Source organism: Paraburkholderia hospita (genome assembly GCF_002902965.1).
GTDB classification, from domain to species: Bacteria; Pseudomonadota; Gammaproteobacteria; order Burkholderiales; family Burkholderiaceae; genus Paraburkholderia; species Paraburkholderia hospita.
In genome coordinates this window covers 763,492-787,265 of sequence record NZ_CP026108.1, presented here as the reverse complement: position 1 = coordinate 787,265, position 23,774 = coordinate 763,492, and the positions used below count along the sequence as shown (strand labels likewise).

The window sequence follows — 23,774 nt, the reverse complement described above, 5'->3', positions numbered from 1 at the left end:
GCTCAAAAGAGCAGTGTTTATCGAGGATGGACCGCCATGTGTGCGGTCTAATGGTCGGCGGCGTACCGCGCTTTGCAAGCCATTCCTGGGGATAGACGGCTACGCGGTTTTCATCTTGCAGGTCGATGGCTCGGAAGCACAGAGTCAAAAATTGCTTCATTTTATAGGCCATCAAAGCACTCACATGAGTTTCAGTATGCGCCGTCCGAGTTTTTCGGCAGTGATCTCGGAGTCGATATTTGTGAATCCGAGTAGCAGGGCCGGTTCTACTTGTTTGCCGATGCTCCAGTCGCTCAGCGCTTGCGCATACATGCCGTGACTGCGTATGCGCTCGGCGAGAGAACGATCAGAACCGCCGCGCCGCATGCGAAGTACCAGGTGCATTCCTCCTGGCTGCGGTTCGATGCGCATGTGCGCGCCTAGGATATGCTCCAGGCCGGTCGCCGCCGCTTGCCTGCGCTCGCCGTACAGCTTGCGCATTCGCTGGATGTGCCGGGAAAAATGGCCTTCGATCAAGAAGTCGGTAACTATAGCCTGTGTCAGCTGCGGGCCGCCGCCTGAAAAGACTTGGCTGACTCGCTCGAAACGTTCAATTTCTGCTTCGGGTACGACAAGATATGCCAGTCGAATGCCCGGAAACAGAACCTTACTGAACGTGCCTGCATAGAGCACACGCCCGTGTCGATCGAGGCTTTTGAGAGCGGGTAGCGGACGGCCGACGTATCGGTATTCGCCGTCGTAATCGTCTTCCACGATCCATGCGTTGTTTTTTGACGCCCATTCGAGCAATGACAGGCGGCGCGGTAGAGACAACGACATGCAAAGGGGACTCTGATGTGCAGGCGTAACAATGGCAGCACGCGCACGTGATGCAGTGGCAATTCCGTGCGAGACCATCATCCCGTCCTCATCGACCGGGACGGGGCTGACCGAAATGTTTGTGTGTTGCAACAACAATTGAGTAGGGGGGAAGCCGGGATCCTCGACCCATACATGATCGCCCGGCTTGAGGAGCGTATGGACGATCAACTCTAATGTGTTGCGATATCCTGACGTGATGAAAATTTGCGAGGGCGAGCATTCGATGCCGCGTGCAAGCTGAAGGTACGTTGCGATCGCACCGCGCAACGCCGCCAGACCATGCGTGGCTGGATAGACCAAGTCGGAGGTCTGTGCGGCCCGTACGCAACGCGCGGCAAGGCGGGTCCAAAGCCTTCGGGGAAAGGCGTCTAACGCCGGTAGTCCCATCTGCAGCGGCATAATTGAAGCTGGGCGCATGTTCACCGTACAGCCGGCGTAAGCAGAGGGCGCCTCTGGAGCTGCTCGCGAGAACACCGGCGGCTTCAGGCCAGACGCAACAAAGGTGCCCGCCTGGCCGCGAGGCTGGAAGTATCCCTCCGCTATTAAGATCGAGTAGGCCGTCTCAATGGTTCCCCTGGACAAGCCCAACTCTGTGGCCAACGCACGAGCCGACGGCACCCGGTCGCCCGGAGCAAGGCGGCCATCGGCGATTGCGTTGCGAAATCGGACATAGACCTGCCGGTAGAAGGGCTCCCTAGAAACCGGATCGAGTGGAGATAGAGTATCTATTTGTGTGCGAATCATGGCCTGGTGAGCGCGTCAAGTCTTGGCTCTATACGATATGCCATCGAATTCATAGTATAACCCTTGGTGGCAATCCGCCGCTGGTATTTAGGAGCCTATGATGCCGATTCTTAACGCCGACATGCTCGACGTAATCCAGCGCACGATTCTTTCGTTCGTCGCGACTGTAAACGAAGATGGATCGCCGAATCTTTCGCCGAAAGCGTCGCTTATCGCACGCAATGACGCATTGTTTTTCGCGGATATCGCCTCGCCTCGAACCATAAAAAATCTCCGACGTAACCCGGAGATTTCGATCAACGTAGTCGACGTCTTCGCCCGCCGGGGGTACCGCTTCAACGGAATGGCGAGTGTCCTCGCTGCTGGGGATGTTGATCGGGAGTATGTCACTGAGTGGGTTCGGCGTACGAACGGCTCGGATTATCCGGTTAATCATGTTGTCCGCGTCGACGTTCGTGAAGCGCTACCGCTTCTTTCCCCTGCCTACCTCTTTGGAGAGAAAGCATCGGAAGACACGCTTCGTGAAGTGTATATGACGAAATACGGTGTCCGGAAACGGGATTAAAGTGCGCAGTACGTAGTAGGTGAGACCGTTCCGAACGACTATGAGGCACCGTCGGCGACACGCCGGGCATCCGGTCCGGCCGCTGACATCGGTGACCAGGAACGAATCGGCGTTGATGTTCCTACTGAGACAGTGGAGACGAACATCATTTACACTCTGGAGCTCGGAAAAGTCATTCACAGCGTGAGATGCAAAGAACTTATCCCTATAAAGGTTTTGAAGTAGCCGTAGACCTTGAACCCGTGTGGGAAGCTCCGGGCGGCGCGATGCCGTCGCTGCCCATCGGCTTCGTCGCAAACGTGAGCATTTCGGGTAAGGGCAGGCCAAACTCGCTCGCTTTTCCTTTCCGCGTGACAAACGACAATACAAAGCCGTTCGGAACCGAAGCGGCTGCGCTCATGGCGGGGTTCAGCACTGCCCAACGATTGATTGACCATACGTGCTTGTCGGATGGGTTGTAGTTGACGCTGTCGCCAAGGGCTCGCTCTGTTGGCGAGCGCTCGAAGGATCATCAACGACGAGGATTCGTTCCGCTCGTGTTGGTGACCCTTGACACATGCGGCGTGTGTGACTCCTGTGAGCGGCGGCACTACAGGTATCGGCAACGACCGAACATGCAGATGATCACCAGGAAATACGGAAGGTTCGCCTGAGTAAGCTCTGCATGATGTGATGAGACAAATGAGCATTGTTTTGCTTCAGGGCAGACTGGTGAGAGGCATCAACTGAGCATATAGTGAAGACTCCTGACGACGCGCAAACGTGCTACGTCGAAATATGCGAAAGGTGGTGAGTATGATGAAGATCTCGTCTCGTTATAGTCACTTCGTTTTTGGCGTTCTTCAATCGGGGCTGACTAGTGGCATTGCTGCCGCGATTGCGAGCATCTCGTTTCTCAAAGGCGGCATGTTTGTGCCGCATTGGCTAACGTCATGGGGTATTTCATGGCTGACGATGCTTCCTGTTGTCGTGACTGCGGCCCCGTTCATTCGCAAGCTTGCGGACCGAATCGCGAGTTAACTTCCTCCCGACCCCAGCTTTGGCCTGCCGCGATATGCCCAGTAATGAGGGATCTCTTTTGGAAGACGGCGACGTCCGTCCGCGCGAATTGGCGTTGAGCCGAGTCGGGCTTCGCGGTATGTACGCTGCGACGTTGGTATCGGCACCGACTGCTGATGTCGTCTTCCTGGACTACCGGCGGGCATCGGCGTCACGAGCGCGGCACACTCCAGTCCGTGGTCAGGGCCAGGCCTGCTGGAATCGGCAAACCAGGCTGAATAGCTGAAGGGCAGAGCGTTCAATTAACTTGTGTCCACAGCGGGGATGACGCCCGCTGCCGCAGCATAGAACGCTGCGCCAGGGCGCGATACGCGAATCTCCGTCTCATGCAGCGTACAGAGGGGTAGTGCGCGAGTGTTGGCTCGCCACCCTCGCGCGGCTTGCCGTGCCGGAATGCAAAAAGTCACCACTCGCAACGGTGGTAACTGCGTGTCTCTTAGCAGGACCACCGTTACTCCTGCGCCCGGAATCTCTATGGGCAGATTTGAACACGATTAAGCTGCCGGAGTGCGATTGTCTCGACGCAATGATGGTGGGAGAGACGCAACTGACAGGAAGTCAGACCGAGCTGCTCGCAAGACACCAATCAATTCTCACGAGCAGCAGCCTGGTTTCTACGGTTTTTTCTGCGAAAGATTCCAGCGAGCCGCCGGCGGTCGCAACATCTCCGATTGGTTCTTCGCCGGATGAAAGGTTCGTTCTCGCAGGCGGCCCCGTGGGAACAAGTTTAGATGCGAACGCCGAGCATCCCTGCCACGATGATTACAGTCCACAGGGAGCTAGCGCCGATAAGAGTCCAGCAGATTCGATTTGCTTTTTGGATACTTACACCGTGCGCCAACATTACAGTCCGAAGTCCACAGGCGATATGCGAAAGAATAAACAACACGCCGAGTGAATAATGAGGAATCAGGCGTTCCGACCACGCGTCGCGAATCAGACCTGTGGGTTCATAAGTTGCCCACGCATAGTCTGTATCTGTACCGAAGTAACGGGCGAGGATGAATACAGAATTAATATGCGAGGCAATGAAAATGACAAGATACGCCCCTGTTGCCGTCTGGACTGCTCCGAGAAAGTCTTGCTTGAGGGTAAGCTTCGGCGCCAAGAGTACGAGTCCGCTTACGATTTGAAAGAAAAAAAGTGCGATCAAAATAGGTTCAAGCCATCCTGCCCGGTATACGTGGCGCAACACAAGCATGACGGACTTATGGACGTCAGTGCCGAAGATGCCGACAGCGTGGTTACCCAGATGAGGAAACAGGTACACTGCGATGATGGCGACGGATGCTACGCCATGAAGCACACGGACACGACTCGTGTTCACGGTCGGTCGCGAGAGGACGGTATCACTCCGCTCAGTGGAAAGTGTCAATACGGTGCCGACAATCACGGCAGACCACAAACCGAGCCAGACCTTCCCGTCTGCGCCGTTTATTTTCATGAGGTACAGCAGAACGCCCAGGATGACATACAGCGGCGGTGAGGCGAATGTCAGGTGTGCAAGACGACGCAAAATGACCGCGTGCCTTCCACTTACGTCGAGCCGGGCGAGCGTCAATAGGCTGACAAACGCGCTGGCAGGCACCGCGTATACCAATGCCATAGCGAACAACGCCCCGACGGTGCTATGGTTGGTTGCTTCGTAGAATTTCGTGAGATACCACGGGTAGCCCAGCGCCAGCACGGTCGGTGCGAAGTGCCAATAGAGTGAGGATGTCCGATCAGCTCGAGCAATCGTAGAGTTCATAGTCGTGGTTCCGAGTGTTTCACCGCGAGCAGGCGCGGAGATATGCCGCGTAGATGACGCTTAACGATTCTAAGATTTTGCAATTGTGGATGTGGGCCGAAGTTGCCCGCGTGAATTGGGCCGTAGAAAGACCTTCGTCTGGGAAAACGAGCGGTCGACGGAAATGTGAAATTCAGAGGGAGGCCGCGTGGACGACCTTTTAATCAGGCTAGACGGAGTGGGTCCGATCCAGCAGCAAGTGTACGAAGGTATCTACTCAGCCTTGACAGACGGGCGACTGGAAGCGGGCCAGCGTCTGCCTGCATCCCGAACCTGGGCGATCCAGCTCGGGGTGTCCCGCAACACGATAAGGGAGGCTACCGCTGCATTGATAGCGGAGGGCTGGCTGGAGGCACGCGTCGGCGCGGGTTTGTACGTACGTACCAGTCCACAACAGAGTAGTTCTCCGGTTATAAGTTCCGGTTCAAGATTGCGTCTGGCTGAATGGTCCGAGCGACTTCCATTGAAGACATTCGTGCTCCAGGACAAGGACGTTGATGTAGATTTTCGGCCCGGAAAAGTTTCTGAGGAAGCTGAACAGGTTTTCCGGCGCAGGCGCTTAGGTCGATGGCCGTTAGATATGCAGCCGGGGCGCCTTTCGGAATATGGCCCGCCAGAAGGCGATGCACGCCTACGCGAGCGGATTGCGGCCTACTTGCGGCAATCGCGATCGGTTCGTTGTACCGGCGCCGATATCGTCATTACCACCGGGACTCACCAATCTCTTGATCTTCTGTCGAGACTATTACTGGGACCGCGGACGTCGTTTGGCGTGGAAGATCCCGGTTTTCCTGTGGTCTCCGAGATCGTGCGCCTATCCGGAAGCGAACCTATCCCGCTTCAAGTGGATGAGCAGGGAGTCAAGGTCGAGGAGATTCCTGGCGGAATAGTCGGACTTTACTGCACGCCCAATCACCAGTTTCCGTTGGGCGTTACCTTGACGCCGGCGCGGCGGAGAGCGCTGCTTGAGCGTGCAGCCAAAGACGATTTTGTGATTCTCGAAGACGACTATGACTGCGAGTTTTATCACGGCAAAATGCCATCCCCGTGCCTTCAGTCAGCCGATCGGGAACAACGCGTAGTTTACCTGGGTTCGCTGTCAAAGACCTTGGCGCCGGCCTACCGGCTTGGCTTCATTGTCGCTCCTCCCTGGCTGCTCGATAGCCTTAGAAGGGCGAAATGGATAGTAGACAGGCAAACGTCGATGCTCGTTCAGAATTCCTTGTTGCAGTTCATGTTAAGCGGCGATTTCGCTGTCCATCTGGCCGGCATGCGTGTGGAATACAAGCGGCGGCGCGCGATTCTGCTCGATGCGATCCGAGCCCGTCTCTCCACGTGGCTCACGCCCTTGGACTCGACCTGCGGACTGCACATTTCCGCCCGAGTGAATGACGGTTACGACGTCGACTCTCTGTGCCGCGTAGCGGATGAAGAAGGTGTTGGCATATACAGGGGAGCCACATTTTCCAGCGCGGGGCGTGCGTCTGATATGCTGGTGTTCGGTTTCGGCGGAACACCAGTACAAGAAATCACGAAAGGTATCAGCCTGCTTGCCGCGGGTTGGCAGAGCCAAATCACTGGCTCCGTCTACGCTCCTAGCGAATGAACGCCGTGACACACTGCCGTCGCACTTCCAAGGAAGACCATCGGCCGCCAGTCAGTCACCGGTCAATATTGCGCTGCCGGGACACTATTGCGCCCGCTTCCCGGACCATGATCATTGAAGGACTTCAAGTTGGGCGGGACCATGTTAATGTCCCAGTCGAATATTCGATTTTTGTACCTATCGAGCGGTAGCCATTCTTCTAAAATGGCGAGTTGATAACAAATTCATCGCCGACATACGCGAACCGCGATCAAATCTCGACGATGAGGAGGTCGGCGCTGACGGTTCCGGCTTTAGAGAAGGCGGGCTGGGCGGTCATCGGCTCGCCGCATGGTCGGGACAGCGGCTCAGCGCAATCAGTGGGTTCTCGATTGCAGGGAGTTCCTGCGACCGATACACCGAAACGCAGTTGGCGGACATCTCGCCAGCGATCGCGTTGTCCATCTTCACCATACACTTAACCGTATCAGCGATACCGCCGACGATTTTCTGTCGGTGAAGGAGACGTTACGTAATCATGGCAACCGGACATTCACTGCTTGAGTCAACGCCCGTTCGCGCGTCCAGCGCAATACGCCCGATTGGTGACCTTGGCGTGGGCATAGGTCTTCGCCATGACCATTATCCCGACTTCCTCGCCGGAAAGCAGTCGGTCGATTGGCTAGAGGTTCACACAGAAAACTACATGGGCGATGGTGGCTACGATCTGCATGTTCTGGAGCGCGTCCGGAGAGATTATCCGTTGAGTTTTCATGGAGTAGGGCTCAGTCTCGGTTCGGCGGGACCGCTAGACCCTGAGCACCTTAATCGAGTGGCATCGCTGGTTAATAGATTTCAGCCAGCATTGGTATCCGAGCATCTATGCTGGTCGACTGTATTGACTCGTCATCTGCACGACTTGCTGCCTTTGCCCTTTACATTGGAGTCCCTTGATGTGGTGACACGGCACGTTGCCCAGATGCAGGACGTGTTGAAGCGGAACATCTTGATCGAAAACGTCTCGAGCCACGTTCGCTTTCGGGAGGACGAGATGACGGAAAGTGACTTCCTCCGGGAGCTCGTACGCCGTACAGGGTGCGCGATTCTCCTCGATATCAACGACCTTTATGTGAACCAGTGCAATCACGGTGAAAATGCATTCGATGCGCTCGGGCGTATCCCACCGTCTGCTGTCGAGGAGATCCATCTGGGAGGACATTTCTCCACAGAGCACTTTGTCGTAAATCACCATGGCGCCAGGATATCAACCGATGTATGGCAGCTTTACGGTTACGCCGTCGAGCTTTTCGGGTCTGTGCCAACGCTCATCGAGTGGGATACCGACGTGCCTCCGATTCGTGTTCTTCTTGACGAAGCGTCGACAGCCAAAAGGGTTGCTGAAGCATTCGACAGGGGAGGAAGAGATGGACAAAACTCTTGAAGATGTACAGCTCGACTTTTCGACTGCCCTGCTGAACGTCAACGCCGAGCAGCGCTTGTTGCAGGCCCTCGTCGGCGATGAAGCGAAAAACAGAAAGAGGGTCGCTTTCTATCGGGACAATCTACGGCAGATGTGGCACAGGGTTCTTGCATCCGCTTATCCCGTGCTTCGCGAACTGTTGGGCGACGACTTCTTTTTAACGCTTTCACGCGAGTACGGCGCTGCGGATCCGGCCTGGTCCGGCGACGTCAACCGTTTCGGAAGCCGGATGGCGGAACTGCTTGAGGCCTGGCCTCCAACCGCCACCTATCGCTACCTGGCGGACGTGGCTCGTCTCGAGTGGCTTGTGCATCGAGCGTATTTTGCAGCCGACGCTGTAACGCTGACAGCGGACGGACAGGTGCGGTGCACGCGAGAGACACTGGAAAATTCTTCCCTCCGGCTTCATCCAGCCGTTGAGCTGTTGCATACTACGACGAGCGCGGCGGATCTGTGGCTTTCGGCTCGCGACTCTGCGCGTTACCTTGCTCCGCGCAACTGCGAAGTGCCACAGTGGATGGTTGTCGTCCGACCTCACTGGATACCGGACGTGATGGTAGTATCGCCGACTGCATTCGCGATGCTACGTGATCTGCGCGACGGGGCCGCGGTGGGCGATGCCCGCGACGCTGCGCTGGCGCGCGACAGCAATTTTGACTTCGAGCGAAACTGGCAAGCATGGATCAATCACGGAATCGTTGTCTCCGGTTAAACTCTCTCCCGCCACCAGCCATCCAATACCGCGCACGGTAGGGAAAGGCCGCAGATTGCGTCCGTGAAAGCGCTGCGTCCCGAAGCGAATGAACTTCAGCGCATCATCTCGCGGCGATGGAACATGCGCATTCCCGCAACGCTCATACTGAAAAGGCGATTGTCCGTCTCAATGGTGTGGCCTTCGGGACATTCCTGACTTGAGTACGCCGGGTGCGTAGTATGCACTCGGATGCGCTGCTTCTCGCAGAGGGACTCGAGCCATGTTCTAGGCAAAAACAGCCGCAGCAGTCTGAGCAAACGACTGTATTTGAGCTTGTGCAGTTCGTGCCCGTAAAACAGTGTCCCTAACCTTCCGTCAGGTTGAAGACGCATATAGAAGGCGTCGTCCGTCTTCCAGGCAACTTGCTGGAAGACATGAAAGGCCAGTTCGGCGATCACTCCTGGCGCCTCGGCCAAAAGAGACTTGGCTACGTCTGCCCACCGCGTAAAGCTCGTAAGTGCGGCTCGAAGGCATCACTCCTTGAACAAGTGCGAAGAGTGCGTCACTGCTCCGCCGGCACGGATTGCCGCAGCAACGAGAGCCGCTTCGGCAAGCTGCTCGTTGGTTGCGCCAGCGTTCCGAGCGTCTTTGGTATGCAGCTCGATGCAGTAAGGACATTGCGTCGTCAACGCGACTGCAACCGCGATGAGCTGCTTTTGCTGGACGCTAAGAGCACCCTCGGCGAACGCCGCATCGTTGAACGCCCAGAATGTTTTGGCGGCTGCGGGTGCGTTTTCATCCAGTTTTTTTAGGCGGCTGAGGTTCTTCATGTCGATCATCATTCTCTCCATATTCAAGGGTTGGTGAGGGAATAATATCGAGTGCTCGGTTCTATTTGGTCTCGATTTGGTTCGAATTCGTCCAGTCCTGCCTAGCTTCCTCGTGGCGCGATTTCGCGTAGGGGGCTCAGAGCCTCAACACCCGACGTAGATCGGTCAAGCCGAAGCGGGCTGGCTTGGGTCGCCTAACGCACGTTCCATCCGCCAATCCTCTTGCCTGAAAATTCAGTTGCAGGCAAAGACCAGCTGGTCAGCTTTTGCTGGGCTGACCGGAAATAGCGTAACGCCCGTTTCAACATTAGAGACCGCCTCCGCGCCGCACATAGGCACCGCCCGGGCGCCTCGCGCGTGGCATCAAAAGTATATACATATAAGAAGACGGCGTAGTGTGTCACCCCTATACATTGTGGATCTCGTGAAAATCGTGTAAATGTATAGACATGAGTTTTTAACCTTGCTAGGCTTCGGTATTGACTGGCTGCTGATCGCGACGAGTGCGCTTTATCAGTTCCATATCTACGATCGGAGAACAACTAAATGCAATCTATTCATCTCACGTACCTCAACGGCCCCGACGTTGCACGTCTGGCGTTGACGGATCAGGAGATTCTCGATGCAGTCGAGAAGGGATTGGACGCGCAGGGCCGAGGGCAAACCGTCATTGAGCCGCGCGTGCACCTGATTCCGGAAAATTCCGAAAAAGGGCATTTCAACGTGCTGCGCGGCGTGATTCATCCTTTGGGCCTCGCGGGAGTCAAGACGGTCGGAGACTTCGTCGACAACTATAAGCACGACCTCCCGTCGGAACTGGCTCTTCTCAATCTGTTCGATCCACAAACGGGTGTCCCGAAAGCAATCCTGGACGCGACCTCGATCACTGACATGCGCACTGGCGCGACAACGGCGCTCGGCGCTAAGTATCTCGCGCGCAAGGACAGCAAGGTTCTCGCCCACATCGGGGCGCGCGGAACCTCATACTGGAATGTGCGGTTGCTCGACCACTTCTTCAATTTCGAGGAAATTCGCGTGCACTCGAAGCGTACCGAAAGCCGTTACGCGTTTGCTGCGAGGCTTTCGAACGATCTTCACAAGCCAGTACGGGTCGTCGATAACTGGGAAGCATGCGCACGAGATGCGGATATCGTTGTCGAAGCATCTCGTCTGCCGGCACCGGAACCGCTACTCAAGACAGAGTGGATCAAAAAGGGAGCCTTCGTGGTGCCGTATGGCACGATGAGTGCCGTGGAGTTCACTCTGACAGACATCATGGACAAGATGATTGTCGATGATTGGGGGCAATGCAGAAAAGGTCTCCCGTTTGGCGCGCTGCGCGCGCATGTCGACGCAGGCAAACTTGACGACAAGACCCTGCACGCCGAACTCGGCCAGATCGTTGCGGGCCTCAAGCCGGGACGTGAAAACAATGAAGAAACTATCCTTTTCTGGCATCGCGGTCTTAGTCTGAGCGATATCGCACTCGGGCACGCGTTACTGGAAAAAGCAAAGGGTTTGGGTATCGGGCAAACGCTGCGCTTTGCTTGATTGATCGATGTGCTTTTGACCTGAACCATTCTGGCAGGTCGCCCTGTCGGTGTCACCGTGAGACGCGCGTCGCTTCAATCACAAAAGAGAGTGCGAACCTTCCGTTGACGTTGTGGTCGGCGACCATAGACGCAAATAGGCGAAATGCGTCCAAGAGTACCGACTTTTGGACCGGTCAATCAGTTACGCGCTATCGGAGATTGACTGATTAGCCCATGGTTGCGTCCTTTGCTGCCAATGTTGCAAATAGCCGGACACGTCTGTTGAGCCGGGTCTGACTGAAGTGGCGCTAGGGTGGTGGCCGGACCCGCATTTTGTCTCAACCAGGAAGCGTAGGAATAACTGAATGCTACGGGCTTTTCTATACATGGTTGGCGTCAGTGCCGTTCTCGCATCGCTTTCTTGCCATGCGAGTGTCTTGCTCGACGGAAGAAGCGTCACGCCAGAAGCGATCGCGCGCGTGGCCGATGGTGAGATCGTTGATATCCCGGCGTCGGCTCGAGCACGCGTCGCAAAAGGACACGATATCGTGCTGGCTGCAGCTGCGGATGGTCAGCGCATCTACGGTCTCACCGTTGGTGTCGGTCTGAATAAGGATCGTCAGATGGTCGATGCGAAGGGCCAGCTGACACCTGAGGTCATCGACGCATCGACGCGCTTCAACGCCGCGTTGCTGCACGCGCACTCCGCGGGTGTCGGCACCGATGTGGATATACGGGACGCACGTGCTGCGATGGCCGTGCGTCTTAACCAGATACTGGTCGGCGCTGCAGGGGTGCAACCAGCGGTGGCGGATATGTATGCGCAACTGCTCAATCACGGCATTACGCCAGCGATACCGTCGAATGGTTCGATGGGCGAGGCGGATATCACCCTGTTGGCGCACGTCGGCCTGACGATGATGGGCGAGGGCGACGTATACTATCGCGGCGCAAAGACCGATGCGTCGAATGCGCTCTCGGCAGAAAATATCCAGCCGATCAAGCTGTGGGGAAAGGACGCGCTCGGCATTCTCAGTTCAAACGCCTATACGACTGGCATGGCGAGTCTCGCGCTTGTTGACATGACGCAGTTGAACAAAATAGCCCGGCTGGTCTACGCTGTTGCGCTGCAGGGGTTAAATGGGAGTGTTTCGCCGTTTCTAGAGGATTCGCTATCGTTGCATCCGTTTCCGCATGTGATGCATACCGGTGCGGCATTACGTTCACTCCTCGCTGGCAGCTCACTATGGGAACGTGACGATGCGCGGGCACTGCAGGACCCGCTTAGCTTTCGGGACGCACCGTACCTGCTGGCTGAACTTGACCGCAGCTCTGAGGAAGCGCGCAATCAAATCATGATTCAGCTGAACTCTTCGGACGACAATCCGGGCGTCTCGTTAGGCGTCAAGCCGACGTCGGATCTTTACCAGGCCAGGCGGAACTATGTGAGTCGAGACGGTGTCACGGGGGCAGTGCTGCCAACTGCGAACTTCGAACCACTGCCGTTCGTACTGACGTTCGAAGAAATGGGCATTGCAATCGCGCACAATTCCCTCGCATCCGCACAGCAGATAATCAAGCTCAACGACCCTCGATTCACGCATCTGAGCCGCTTTCTGGGCACTGACAACACGCTGCATGCGTTCGGTGCCATGGAAAAGCCTCCGGTCGTGCTCGCCATGGCGAACAAAGAGCTCGCGATGCCCGTCTCTCTCGACTATCTGCCGGTGGCGGGAGATATTGAAGACATCGCTACGAACGCACCGCAGGTAGTGCGCCGCGTGCGTACCGAAATCGACAATCATTTTCAGTTGCTTGGCATCGAATTAGTGTCTGCTGCCCAAGCGGTTGACTTGCGAAAGCAACAACCGGGCGGCTTCTCAGCATCGCCCCAGACTGAGATGTTCATGGGTGCGTTCCGACGCATAGTGAGTTTTCGGGACACTGACAGGCCATTTACGCCGGAATTTCAGAAGGCCGCCATTTTCCTGAAGCACTATCCCGACTGAATGCGATGCGCGGGAGACGTAACCTCGCGCTAAGCCAGAGGGCCTTGTTATTGAGGTCGGCGATGAACGGCTAGGCAGAGGAGCGCGGGACACGCAAAGCCCGGCGGCTGAAGGAGGCGGGCCGCGAGGGCATCGATGAAGGCGGCTAGACATATCGGTGAGAAAGACCGATTACAATGGCGCCAAAGATGATGGGGGCCAGGTCGTTCTGATGGCCAAATGCAACCTGTCAAAACACACGATTCTGTCGGGTCAGAGTTGTAGTTATCTGGAGCTATGTTATGCATGGAATCGATGACTCTCGCAAAGCATGGTTGATCGTCGTCATGGTCTTCCTGTTCATGCTAGTCAACTTTGCCGATAAGGCCGTCATCGGCTTGTCTAGCACGTCGATCATGAAGGAGCTGGGCCTGACGCACGCGCAGTTCGGCGCGCTCGGCAGTGCCTTTTTCATCCTGTTCTCGATTTCGGGCATAGTGGTTGGCTTTCTGTCGAACCGAGTCAGCACCAAGGCCATCATGCTCACAATGAGCATCGTCTGGGCTATCACGTTGTTACCGATGGCGGGCGCCGTTAATTTCAACGTATTGCTCGCCAGCCGCGTGGTGCTTGGCGCGGCCGAAGGACCTGCATTCCCGATCGCGATCCACGCGGTCTATAAATGGTTCGGCGATGCCAAACGCGCGGTGCCGAGTAGCGTGGTTGCATGTGGTGCGGCTTTTGGCACAGGCGTGGTCGCGCCACTGCTTACATGGATCATTGTGCATTTCGGCTGGCATGCTGCTTTCATGGTGCTGAGCGTGGCTGGCTTTTGCTGGGCCGTCGTGTGGTTTATGCTTGGGCAGGACGGACCGCTGGAACGCGGTGCGACAGACGGCATGAGTTCGACGCTGAATATTCCGTACATGCAGTTGCTGCTTAGCCGTACCGCACTAGGCGTGTTTATCGCGGGATTCGCCGCTTATTGGATCATCGCGCTGAATATCGTTTGGCTCGCGAACTATTTGATCCGGGGACTGCATTTGACGCCTTCATACGCAGCCTGGATCGTGTTGCTTCCGTCGGTGACACAGATGGTCCTTGCACCATTCTGCGCGTTTATCTCTCAGGGCATGACAAAAGCTGGTTATTCCAGCCGTTATTCACGCGGACTGTTCGGCTGCGCTTGCGTCATGACCGCAGGCGTCGCGATGGTGTGCCTGCCGCTGGTGCCGATGGGTCCGTTGAAAGTGGCGCTAATCGCTTTGAGCTTTTCGGTTGGTAGCGTAATTTTTACGCTTGGATCAACCTTGATCGGGGAAATCAGCCCGCCGTCGCAACGTGGCGCAATGCTCGGGATAACAAACTCGATTCACACTATCGCGGGCCTGATTGCACCCATTGCGATGGGCATTATTGTCGATGTTGGTGCTGACGCGGCCGACGGCTTCCGGACGGGTTATATTGACGCCGGGTTGCTGGTGGCCACACTGGGATTGATCGCCGCATGCCTCATCCATCCAGCCGCTGACTTGCGCCGGTTCCGGCGCCTCGGCTCCCAGCTAGATGAAGGGAACGCCGGACAGCGGAGACAGGTTGTTTAACGCATTCGCAATCTGGACGAGCGCCGGGCTGCCCATTTCGCGGTGATGCCGGCGCTCCATACGCTCTTCGTCATGTGGCGCCTGACGGAGAGTTCGGGCCCCGTGTGCAGGAGAAGTTCAACTCGATTAGCGTCCGAATCGGCTTTTCGGCGCCCGACGCGACAGAGGAGGGAGGGTGTATTGAGGTCGGAGACCGACCTTGTCACTCTCCCAACGCTCAATATCTACCGTTAAGTTTGTATCTGCTGGCCGGATGCCAAAGAGTGACATCACCTGCGATTTGTCGTTGGGCTTCTGTCCTTCGTCGCAGTACCAGACATGGTTCGCCTATTGGCATCATCAGAGCCTGCCTGACCATCGCATTGGTCTTACGTGCCGTTATCCAGTATTCCGCGCCTTGTGCGGGCGCAACGCGCATCATGTACTCATTTGGCGTCTCGGACTCGAAATCTTGGTCCAGATAGTCCGGGAATATGAGGCTATTGACGTAACGGTCCTCGAATTGTATCGGCACGTCGTTCTCGAAATGCACGATGTGTGAATGGAATGCTGTACCGTTTTGTGGTAATTCAAGGGTTTGCAGGGCGGCGGCGTTGTGAGTCGCTTCAAGGAGCAGAACCTTGCTGCGATGCGCGTCGCCCCGTGAGCGAATCTCCTCGGCAATACTGCGGATCTCGATTAAGGTCGATTGATAGCGACGATCGGTGATAAAGGTCCCGCGACCACGTACGCGTGTCAGGACATTCTCACTCACGAGTTCGCGCAGTGCGCGATTTACGGTCATTCGCGACAACGCAAATTCGGCGGCCAATGAGAGTTCCGTTGGAATCATGTCACCCAGGCGCCACTGCCCCGTTTCAATCATCTTCCGAACGTAGTCCTTCAGTTGCTGATAGGCTGGCGTCGCTGTCGTCCCATTCTTTTCCGCATTCATACGTGGACGTCTTCGGGGACTAAAGTGATAATTGTATAGGCATTTAGACAGCGTTTCGAGTCTCGGACAGGAATAGCGTCAAATTTGCCGAAATGAGCGCAGAGTCACCGATGTTGTGACGTATGGAAACCGTGGGGCTACGTTCAGCGAGAATCTCTCCCATCCTGTTGTGTCTCGTGATCAATGCGGCTCCATGGGTGAGGCCCCTAGGGCCTGCGCCCGTTGCGGCAACCGCAGGTTCGTGTTGAATCGCTTTCATCGTCGGAACGGAGGCGGCTTCGGGTTTTCGAACACCTCCGCCATAGATCGGCGAACGGATACGGTGTAACAGGCGACACGCGGCCGAATTTCAACTCCAGCGCAGTGAAAGATTTTCGGGGGCGCAGCAGTGGCGCCTATCCTGTTCGGCGTAGGAAAGGGGCAGCTCGGGGGCGATGCGCAAGGCAGCGACGGTCCCGACGTCCACGCCGCTTCCCTCTGCAGATTTGCAACCGTCGAACCGACCGCCAAGGTCAGAGTCGGGCGAAGTCCTTTGCTGCTAACTTGAGATGCGTAGCCGGACGGGCTCGAAACGCACGCTCAGCGACGGCTCTGATCCGCACAAAGCCGTTTTGGAACGTCCTGAGAACGTCGGTGTCGCTAGCCCGAGGTTCGAGCCAGAAATACGTTTCCAATGCTTTCAGGGCGATCACGCAGGTGACCTTGCCGCTCGGAAGCACGAGGCTGAACGTCACGCCGCGACGATTCGCAAGCACCTCAGGTTGGTTTCTAACAATTTCCATGCTTCGAACTCGTCGCGCGAGCGGGTCACCAAAAAAGAATGCCCGCGCGAAGCGGGCTAAATCCATATCTGGAAGTGATACGGTGGAGACGGCTTAAGTATAGGCCTATCGGGGGAAACCCGCACGAGAGGATGGTGTGTTGCTGCGGTGCAACGAAACGGGCTGCCACCGACTCAGCGATATGCTTCTGCTCGCGTGCCGGTCAGCTGGGCAACCACCCATTGAACGCAAAACTGCGGCCACGATGCCGCCCTCCGCGGCAGATAAGCACGAGGGCATCGCTTCAAGGCAATACCGCTCCTAAGAAAGGCTAAAATTGATCGCTACAAATATCAAAAAACTTTTCGAAGTCGAGAGTTCACACCGATATATTCGAGATTTCTTGGCGGGAAAACTGTTCGTCTCAGACGCGCCCGGCGTAGCGCCGGGCCGGGCGTCTCACGACGCCGTGTTTCCCAGCGCGCTGCGCCATACCGTCGGAGTTCAAGCGGTGCGTTTGGTCGGCGCAACGAGACGCACTTGCCGCTAAAGCGGCATTCGACCGGACCGGCAAGTCCGCTCAGCTATCGGAGCAGGTCCGGGCGAGGTGATGAAAGGCTACAAACACCGGCCGAGCGATTCCGACAAGCTATTGCACCCACTGATTGAATCGGCGGCAGAACGCGGATCTTCGTACGTCGACCGAGCCATTTCCGTCCTCGACTATACCGGTTACTCGCATCGTGCTTAGCATCCCGGCCGAAAAACTGCTTCGCGAAACAATTAACCAACTGACGCTACGGTCGCGCTGGGACAGCTCGTATTACTTTCGTCGTCGTCGATCTCTTCGCGCCGAACGTTGCGGACTCTTTTTGGCACCCGATCGTGTTCCGCGATGAACTCGCGCAGTTGCGGATAGATAATGTAGCGCCAGCGGCGGCCCGAGAAAATACCGTAGTGCCCGCACTTCTCGGCAGTGAAGTGACGACGGTCTTTCTCCGGAATGCCCGTGCACAGCTCATGCGCGGCGCGCGTCTGGCCGCTGCCGGAAATGTCGTCGAGTGCGCCTTCGATCGTGAAGAGCGCGGTCTTCCTGATGTCCTGCGGGCGCACGGGCTGGCCGTTCACTTCCCACGTGCCTTCCGCGAGGCTGAATTCCTGGAACACGATGCGGATGGTCTGCAGATAGTACTCGGCAGCCATGTCCAGCACCGCGTTGTATTCGTCGTAGAAGCGGCGATGCGCTTCCGCATCTTCTTCGTCGCCGCGCAGCATGCTCTGGTAGTAATCCCAGTGCGACGCTGCGTGACGCTCCGGATTCATCGCGACAAAGCCCGTGTGCTGCAAAAAGCCTGGATACACCTTGCGGCCGAAGCCCGGATAGTTCGACGGCACGTTGTAGATCACGTTGTTCTCGAACCATTCGATCGAGTGCTGCGTCGCCAGCGAGTTGACGGCCGTCGGGCTCTTACGCGCGTCGATCGGGCCGCCCATCATCGTCATCGTGCGCGGCGTGTCTTTACCGCGGCTCGCCATCAGCGAGATGGCGGCGAGCACGGGCACCGTCGGCTGACATACCGAGATCACGTGCAGGTTCTTCGCGCCGATGTGGCGGATGAATTCCTGGATGTACGCGATGTACGTGTCCAGATCGAACGAGCCGTCTTCGAGTGGCACCATGCGCGCGTCGATCCAGTCCGTGATGTACACCTTGTGGTCCTGCAACAGCGTGCGCACGGTGTCGCGCAGCAGCGTCGAGTGGTGGCCCGACAGCGGCGCGCACACCAGCACGACGGGCTCTTCCTTCAGTTGCGTGACGGCGTCGCTGTCGTCCGAGTAGCGCTTGAAGCGCAGCAGGCGGCAGAACGGCTTTTCGATGATCGTCTGCTCGACGATGGGAATGTTGCGCCCGTCCTTGACGATCTGGTGCAGGTTGAACTGGGGCTTCTCGTAATCCTTGCCGAGACGGTACAGCAGCTCGTAGCCAGCCGACAGACGCGTGGCGCCCGGCACATAGGCGAGCGGACTGGCCGGGTTCGCAAACGATTTCGAAGCGGCCTGAGCCCAGGCGGTGAGCGGGCTCAGAAGTGCTCGCTGGAATACATGGAATTGATAGAGCATGTTTTCCTATGGGTTAGTTGACTAAAAGGGGAAGACTCCCTCGTCGTGCAGTAGGACGGTTGAACTAGGCGCATGCGACGCCGAACCCGAGGTCTCGCACGCGGCGATTCTTTAAGTCAGCGACGGATGGGGTTGGAATCGCCGCTCCTGGAAGACCTTGTCGTTCGGGCTACCAGCCCGCGTTGTTCAAGAAACCAATCCTGCACGACTGACGGAATGGAACGCGCCATAACGGAGGATTGCAATCGCCTCAGCGTCCGGCTGGGACGCGGCCCGAGCGTAGGCGACTGCCCATCGGCCGCAGACGTCGCGATAACGGATCAGATAGGTGTGCATGGCAATCTCCCGTGGCATCACGGTCAATGAGTTCTTGATCGGTCGGTCGCCCGGACGATGGGCGCGCGAAGGTTCTGGTCAACGGTCTTCTTATGTATGGTGTAGAAGCCAACGGTCACCGATCGCTGATACAGGATCGTCTCGACGGAGTCGGACCGATCTCTTGCAATAACGGTAGACGAACGACCAACAGAAACCTATTGTACGAACGGTCACGGCAACACCCCGTGAGCATAAGGCGCGCACACCTGCGGATAGCTCTCTGACGTCCGGGCGAGTATATGTAAGCCGTGAGGCGCTCTGGTCGAGGTCGTCACAGTGAGTCCGTCATATGCAGGTATGAGAGAGCGATTCCTGTGACTCATGAATGTAGCGGTGGCAAGGCACTGTGAGCGCCCAGTGTTTGCCGTGCGACGATTCGTAGACGCAATGTTGCTGTACCATTGGTGGCCACCTTTCGACTTTGTGCGCGGTCCGACGAATGAAGCCTGTTCCGTGCTGTTTGCCGCCGAAAGTGCTCGAGGCGTGTGCTGTGAATGGCTGCGTGAATCAGCGTCCCGGACGATAGGAATCTTGGACGCGCGATTGTTTCTATGCAAAAATGCGAGACAAGATGCGAAAGAGTTGCAGTAGATGGACTCGTCAATAGTCAGGTTGACTACTGAATGTCCGCCTCGTGCCGGATCGGCTTAAGTGCCCGTCGGGCAATCATATGCAACGGTCGCTGGCAATCGAACGCCACGGTCGGTCCGGTTGGGCAGGCCCAAGCTATGCAGCGCCTGAACCTGCATATCAAGCTAGCGGTCGTGAACTAGAAGGGATGCACGCCGATCGAAGGCGACTGGGCAGATCATGCCACGCCATTGCGCACCGGCCCTCTATTTCCGGGCCGTAGCAAGCAAAACGCAATTTCCAGGAGGCCATACGCCTTCGTAGGCCACCATCACTGCCCAACCTCGCATTCATTTATTCGTTGCCTTGATGTGAACCCGACGTCGATGTCCCATCAGCAACGCCACCTTCCCCTGCAGCCGAGCTTTGCACGGCTGAATCTGACTTCGTAATCCCTCCGGTCTCGACAGTAGCGTTGCCGCGATGCGATGTGCCAACTAGCGCCGCATTGGATGCAAGAGTCGCGACGCTTTGGCCTCGTTGTGATGCCGGAGCACCCTGTGCCGGGTGGTAGAACGGTGCAGGTCCATAGCCACTGGCGAAGACCGGTGTGACGAAAGAAAATGAAGCGGCAACCAAAATCGAGGCAAGAGCCTTGTTATCCATTTTTTAACTCCTTGTGCGGTTAATGTTGAATGCCGTCACTTGATTACCCGAGCATCAATTCGGCGTTGACGACAGCATCATGGTGATACGCCTTATAACGCAACGTGTTCATCCAGTGGTTAGGAGCCTCCACTTTATGCCTGCCGCGTTCCGTTTTCGAGACTTCTCTGGCTCAATAAAGTGCTCAAAAGTATCGAAATGGTGACGCGATGCTTCCTACGTCGCGCCGTTGGTCCGTACTGCACAAGTCATCTCGTATTGGCTCGGATGCTTTCGGGTATCGACGAGCAGTCGTGAAGGCCTTTCCCGACGTAAGCTGGCTGCAACGACGCCACACCGACTCCGAAAGGCGTTCCCGGCGTGTGGGCGGTCCGCTGCTATGCCCCTTTCGACTTGATGCGCGCCTGAGAACGGGCGAACCGGCAAATTGCTAGCCTTATGATTGGAGAGACCGGGACGATCTTCTATGAGGCTCAAATGGGGACGGCGATTACCGCGTCGACGTCACGCTTAACGAAACAGGGCGGGAACGTCATGCGAGTCCAAATCACCTAGAATATCAACTGGGGCCGTCTGTCGGTGACTTGAACTGTCCGACGAAAAAACGGGACGCGACTGCGTCAGTTTGCCATTCTGGCGGAGCAGAGCGTTATCGGTGGCACGTCCCACGAGAAGTCGTTTCTCGAAGCGCACAGCGCCGTCGATTACGTTGAGCAAAGTTGTATGCAAGCATTGTCAATCGCGAGAGGGGAGGTGAGATGACTTCGGGTTCGCCTTCGATTTCGACCCAGAGTCCGCATGATCGCGAGGAACCGGTAGTCTATGTTGTCGACGACGACGAGTCGATGCGCGTCGCCCTCAGGAACTTACTCCGATCAGCCGGATTAAGGGTAGAGACTTTCGAATCTTCAAGGGACTTCGTCGTTTTTCGAAAGTATGACGCCCCCAGTTGCCTTATTCTCGATGTCAGGCTGCGCGGCGAAAGTGGCCTAGCATTCCAGGAACATATCGCAAAGAGCGAGGTGCACATGCCGATCGTATTCATGACCGGACATGGAGACATTCCGATGACAGTCCAGGCGATGAAAGCGGGTGCGGTCGATTTTCTCGCGAAGCCGTTTCGCGACCAGGACATGCTGGATGCTGTCGCTAATGCGTTGGCGATCGATACTGAGCGGCTTAACGCCGAGCAATCGATCGCCGCACTCTGTGTCGCGTATGACTCGCTGACACTGCGCGAACGAGAAGTTATGTCTTTCGTCGTGGCCGGCCTGATGAATAAGCAGATCGCCGCCGAAATGAATCTCAGTGTAATCACTGTAAAGATTCATCGTGGGCACCTTATGAGAAAGATGGCTGCAAGGTCCGTTGCCGATCTCGTCAGAAAATCGGAACTGCTGGGCGTCAAGGCCTGCTCACTGAAGTCGTTATGAGAGCACCGGTATCGGAAGTGGGCCATTCCGGCCCCTTGTCGATAGCCTAGGGCGAGTCAAGCGCAACGCTGAGCCAATGAGCGATGGCGTCGGGATCAACTGGCTTCTCGAGCACAGCCAGCGCGCCTTTTGCAACGGCATTAGCTTTCAGGTCGGCCGACGGGAATGCCGTAATGAAGATGGTCGGTGGCGCATACCCGAGTGCCATGATGCGGTCGTGCATCTCTAGTCCTGACATGCTGGGCATCATGACATCGGAGATGAGGCATGACGTTGACGCAAGTTGGTCCGATAACAGAAATTCCTCCGCTGACACGAAAAGGCGTGTGTGTCTGCCGAACGAGCGCACAAGATTCCCCGTCGCGAGTCGGGCTGCCTCATCGTCGTCAACAATCGAAACTACCTGCAAGATTAGCCTCGATCTACAGGAAAGGGAGCCAAGCAGCAAGACTGCACTGCATGCATCTGTCGGCGTGTACAACACCCAGCGTAATTGTCATATCAGCGGCCGGAAATTATACACAGGTATTAGTGCTCAGCCTCTGAATCGCTCAATCCAGTTCATCTCGTGTCTAGCTGGCCACCGCATGCACGTTCACTGATGTTGCGAACACATACCTAGGTATGCGTCGCGGCGTCCGTCCGCCCGACCGTATGAGCAGATCATTACATATCCGAACGGGAACGCATGCATGCGTGTCTCGCGCGCCAGCGAGTGTTGGTCATCGTCATGCTGCGGGAGCCAGTTCCACGATAACGTGCTGACGGATGGGGCCTCGCATGACAGTCCCCATCGCCATATGCCAGGACCACCCGCCTCTGTGACCGTCCGAATCAGACTTCGCCGCATATACCTAGGTATCGCCGTTCGACGCCTATGTAGGTGTATGCGACCCTTCCGTACAATGGTCTTTGGACGTCCGAGCGCATACTCTTGTGTCATGCCCGCAATCTCGCGAGCGTTGGCAACGCAGCGTGATGTGACTGTTGGTTTCGCGCAGTACCCTATGTTCGATGTACTGCACAACTGGATCGTAGTGGGTGCAAATGCATACGTCGAGTAGACATTCGTACGGCGGCTCAACCGAAACGTTTATCGTAGAACAATGGAGCTGAACCGTATTTGCTTGCTATAGCTGCCGTAACGTGAACCCTAGATGATCCAATCATAGACGTTTCGATAGCTGGAGCAGTCAATGATCACTTGGTAAATCCATGATTTGGCGTTGACGTCGGATCATCAAACGTCTGAAGGCCCGGTCTGTCAAAGTCAGGAGGAACTATGCGGAGCATCTTGTTCGTGCCGACGCGAGGGAAGTAGGCGTACTTAAAGCGAGGATCAAGAAGATATATCGGTGAGCATGCCTGTGTGCTTGTAGCGCGTCCTCTGGATTGAATGAGCACTCCCGTGAAGGACGGGTCTCAGGGGAACGATATTATTCCAATGTGCAGTATTTCCGACAGCATTCTCAGATGCGGCGCCCAGCGCACCATCAGTCGGAAGGAGGAGGTGAGATGAATCCAAGTTCACATTTGACTTCGGTCCGAAGCATACAACATCACAAAGAGCCGGTCGTCTACGTGGTCGACGACGAGGAGTCGATGCGGTTCGCACTCGGTAATTTGTTCCGGTCGGTCGGGCTACATGTCGAGACATTCGAATCCTCGGTGGACTTTCTCTGTTTCGGGAAGTACGACTCACCCAGCTGCTTGATCCTCGATGTCCGGTTGCGCGGTGAAAATGGCCTTGCCTTACAGGAACATGTTGCTAAGAGCGGTTTGCGCATGCCAATCGTGTTCATGACCGGTCATGGGGACATCCCGATGACCGTGCAGGCGATGAAAGCGGGGGCAGTCGATTTTTTTTCAAAACCGTTCCGCGACCAGGAGATGCTGGATGCCGTCTCCAATGCGTTGGCGCGCGACGGCGAGCGCCTTGCCGCCGAACAATCGGTTGCGGCGCTGCGTGTCGCTTACGACTCCCTCACACCGCGCGAACGGGAGGTCATGGGGTACGTCGTGGCTGGGCTAATGAACAAGCAGATTGCCTCCAAGGTAAATCTCTGTGAAATCACCGTGAAGATGCATCGGTCTCACCTGATGCGAAAGATGGCGGCGCGAACCCTTGCGGATCTCGTCAAAAAATCGGTAACGCTTGGCGTTAATGCCCAGTTGTAGAA

Annotated in this window: 20 protein-coding genes; 10 read left to right on the top strand and 10 right to left on the bottom strand. The window is 56.5% G+C overall.

What is annotated here, in order from left to right:
• Positions 1-180: 180 nt before the first annotated feature.
• Positions 181-1,605, bottom strand: a complete 1,425-nt coding sequence (gene pdxR / locus C2L64_RS47915; RefSeq protein WP_103154235.1) for a MocR-like pyridoxine biosynthesis transcription factor PdxR — start codon at positions 1,603-1,605, stop codon at positions 181-183.
• A 97-nt stretch (positions 1,606-1,702) separates the two neighbouring features.
• Here pdxR (C2L64_RS47915) and C2L64_RS47910 point away from each other — a divergent pair, with 97 nt between their 5' ends.
• Both C2L64_RS47910 and C2L64_RS47900 read left to right on the top strand, forming a co-directional pair.
• Positions 1,703-2,170: a pyridoxamine 5'-phosphate oxidase family protein gene (locus C2L64_RS47910; protein WP_244212272.1), complete on the top strand. Its 468-nt coding sequence runs from the start codon at positions 1,703-1,705 to the stop codon at positions 2,168-2,170.
• 795 nt (positions 2,171-2,965) lie between these two features.
• Complete coding sequence (locus C2L64_RS47900; protein WP_103154234.1) at positions 2,966-3,190, top strand: DUF2798 domain-containing protein; 225 nt, start codon at positions 2,966-2,968, stop codon at positions 3,188-3,190.
• A gap of 766 nt (positions 3,191-3,956) precedes the next feature.
• Here C2L64_RS47900 and C2L64_RS47895 read toward each other — a convergent pair.
• On the bottom strand, positions 3,957-4,979 hold the full coding sequence (locus C2L64_RS47895) for a hypothetical protein (RefSeq protein WP_086908901.1): 1,023 nt from the start codon (positions 4,977-4,979) through the stop codon (positions 3,957-3,959).
• Between the two features lie 187 nt (positions 4,980-5,166).
• Here C2L64_RS47895 and pdxR (C2L64_RS47890) point away from each other — a divergent pair, with 187 nt between their 5' ends.
• The 3 genes from pdxR (C2L64_RS47890) (at position 5,167) to C2L64_RS47880 (ending at position 8,795) form a co-directional block, all read left to right on the top strand.
• Positions 5,167-6,624, top strand: coding sequence for a MocR-like pyridoxine biosynthesis transcription factor PdxR (pdxR, locus tag C2L64_RS47890; protein WP_086908902.1), 1,458 nt, complete (start codon positions 5,167-5,169; stop codon positions 6,622-6,624).
• 517 nt (positions 6,625-7,141) lie between these two features.
• Entirely contained in the window at positions 7,142-8,044 is a 903-nt protein-coding gene (bufB, locus tag C2L64_RS47885) for an MNIO family bufferin maturase (protein ID WP_103154232.1), read from the top strand.
• Positions 8,028-8,795, top strand: a complete 768-nt coding sequence (locus C2L64_RS47880) for an HvfC/BufC N-terminal domain-containing protein (RefSeq protein ID WP_086908904.1) — start codon at positions 8,028-8,030, stop codon at positions 8,793-8,795. Before bufB ends, C2L64_RS47880 begins: the two co-directional genes overlap by 17 nt.
• Positions 8,796-8,890: 95 nt before the next feature.
• Here the strand turns inward: C2L64_RS47880 and C2L64_RS47875 are convergent, their stop codons facing one another.
• Entirely contained in the window at positions 8,891-9,235 is a 345-nt protein-coding gene (locus C2L64_RS47875; RefSeq protein ID WP_158660640.1) for a hypothetical protein, read from the bottom strand.
• Positions 9,236-9,310: 75 nt separating this feature from the next.
• Positions 9,311-9,619 carry a carboxymuconolactone decarboxylase family protein gene (locus tag C2L64_RS47870; protein ID WP_242681740.1) on the bottom strand — a complete coding sequence of 103 codons (309 nt, stop codon included), beginning with the start codon at positions 9,617-9,619 and terminating at the stop codon, positions 9,311-9,313.
• A 534-nt stretch (positions 9,620-10,153) separates the two neighbouring features.
• Here C2L64_RS47870 and C2L64_RS47865 point away from each other — a divergent pair.
• The 3 genes from C2L64_RS47865 (at position 10,154) to C2L64_RS47855 (ending at position 14,731) form a co-directional block, all read left to right on the top strand.
• Entirely contained in the window at positions 10,154-11,158 is a 1,005-nt protein-coding gene (locus tag C2L64_RS47865) for an ornithine cyclodeaminase family protein (protein WP_086908906.1), read from the top strand.
• A 346-nt stretch (positions 11,159-11,504) separates the two neighbouring features.
• Entirely contained in the window at positions 11,505-13,148 is a 1,644-nt protein-coding gene (locus tag C2L64_RS47860; RefSeq protein WP_103154230.1) for an HAL/PAL/TAL family ammonia-lyase, read from the top strand.
• Positions 13,149-13,429: 281 nt separating this feature from the next.
• Positions 13,430-14,731, top strand: coding sequence for an MFS transporter (locus tag C2L64_RS47855; protein ID WP_242681742.1), 1,302 nt, complete (start codon positions 13,430-13,432; stop codon positions 14,729-14,731).
• Positions 14,732-14,948: 217 nt separating this feature from the next.
• Here C2L64_RS47855 and hutC read toward each other — a convergent pair whose 3' ends face one another.
• The 5 genes from hutC to C2L64_RS47835 all read right to left on the bottom strand — a co-directional run bounded on the left by hutC (position 14,949) and on the right by C2L64_RS47835 (position 20,161).
• Positions 14,949-15,665: a histidine utilization repressor gene (gene hutC / locus C2L64_RS47850; protein ID WP_103154229.1), complete on the bottom strand. Its 717-nt coding sequence runs from the start codon at positions 15,663-15,665 to the stop codon at positions 14,949-14,951.
• A 512-nt stretch (positions 15,666-16,177) separates the two neighbouring features.
• The gene (locus C2L64_RS47845) at positions 16,178-16,447 is read right to left on the bottom strand and encodes a DUF1488 family protein (protein ID WP_086908909.1); all 270 of its coding nucleotides are present in this window, start codon (positions 16,445-16,447) and stop codon (positions 16,178-16,180) included.
• A gap of 762 nt (positions 16,448-17,209) precedes the next feature.
• Positions 17,210-18,547 carry a polyhydroxyalkanoate depolymerase gene (locus tag C2L64_RS47840; protein ID WP_103154228.1) on the bottom strand — a complete coding sequence of 446 codons (1,338 nt, stop codon included), beginning with the start codon at positions 18,545-18,547 and terminating at the stop codon, positions 17,210-17,212.
• Between the two features lie 186 nt (positions 18,548-18,733).
• Positions 18,734-18,883 (bottom strand): hypothetical protein, encoded by a 150-nt coding sequence (locus C2L64_RS53840; RefSeq protein WP_165778901.1) that lies wholly within the window; start codon positions 18,881-18,883, stop codon positions 18,734-18,736.
• Positions 18,884-19,849: 966 nt separating this feature from the next.
• Positions 19,850-20,161, bottom strand: coding sequence for a hypothetical protein (locus C2L64_RS47835; protein ID WP_103154227.1), 312 nt, complete (start codon positions 20,159-20,161; stop codon positions 19,850-19,852).
• A gap of 758 nt (positions 20,162-20,919) precedes the next feature.
• On the opposite strand from C2L64_RS47835, the gene C2L64_RS47830 reads away from it, so the two are divergent.
• The gene (locus C2L64_RS47830) at positions 20,920-21,594 is read left to right on the top strand and encodes a response regulator transcription factor (protein ID WP_103154226.1); all 675 of its coding nucleotides are present in this window, start codon (positions 20,920-20,922) and stop codon (positions 21,592-21,594) included.
• A gap of 46 nt (positions 21,595-21,640) precedes the next feature.
• On the opposite strand, the gene C2L64_RS47825 is transcribed toward C2L64_RS47830, so the two are convergent.
• Positions 21,641-22,078 (bottom strand): response regulator transcription factor, encoded by a 438-nt coding sequence (locus C2L64_RS47825; RefSeq protein WP_322790661.1) that lies wholly within the window; start codon positions 22,076-22,078, stop codon positions 21,641-21,643.
• 1,031 nt (positions 22,079-23,109) lie between these two features.
• On the opposite strand from C2L64_RS47825, the gene C2L64_RS47820 reads away from it, so the two are divergent.
• Complete coding sequence (locus C2L64_RS47820; RefSeq protein ID WP_103154390.1) at positions 23,110-23,772, top strand: response regulator transcription factor; 663 nt, start codon at positions 23,110-23,112, stop codon at positions 23,770-23,772.
• The last annotated feature ends 2 nt before the right edge of the window (positions 23,773-23,774 follow it).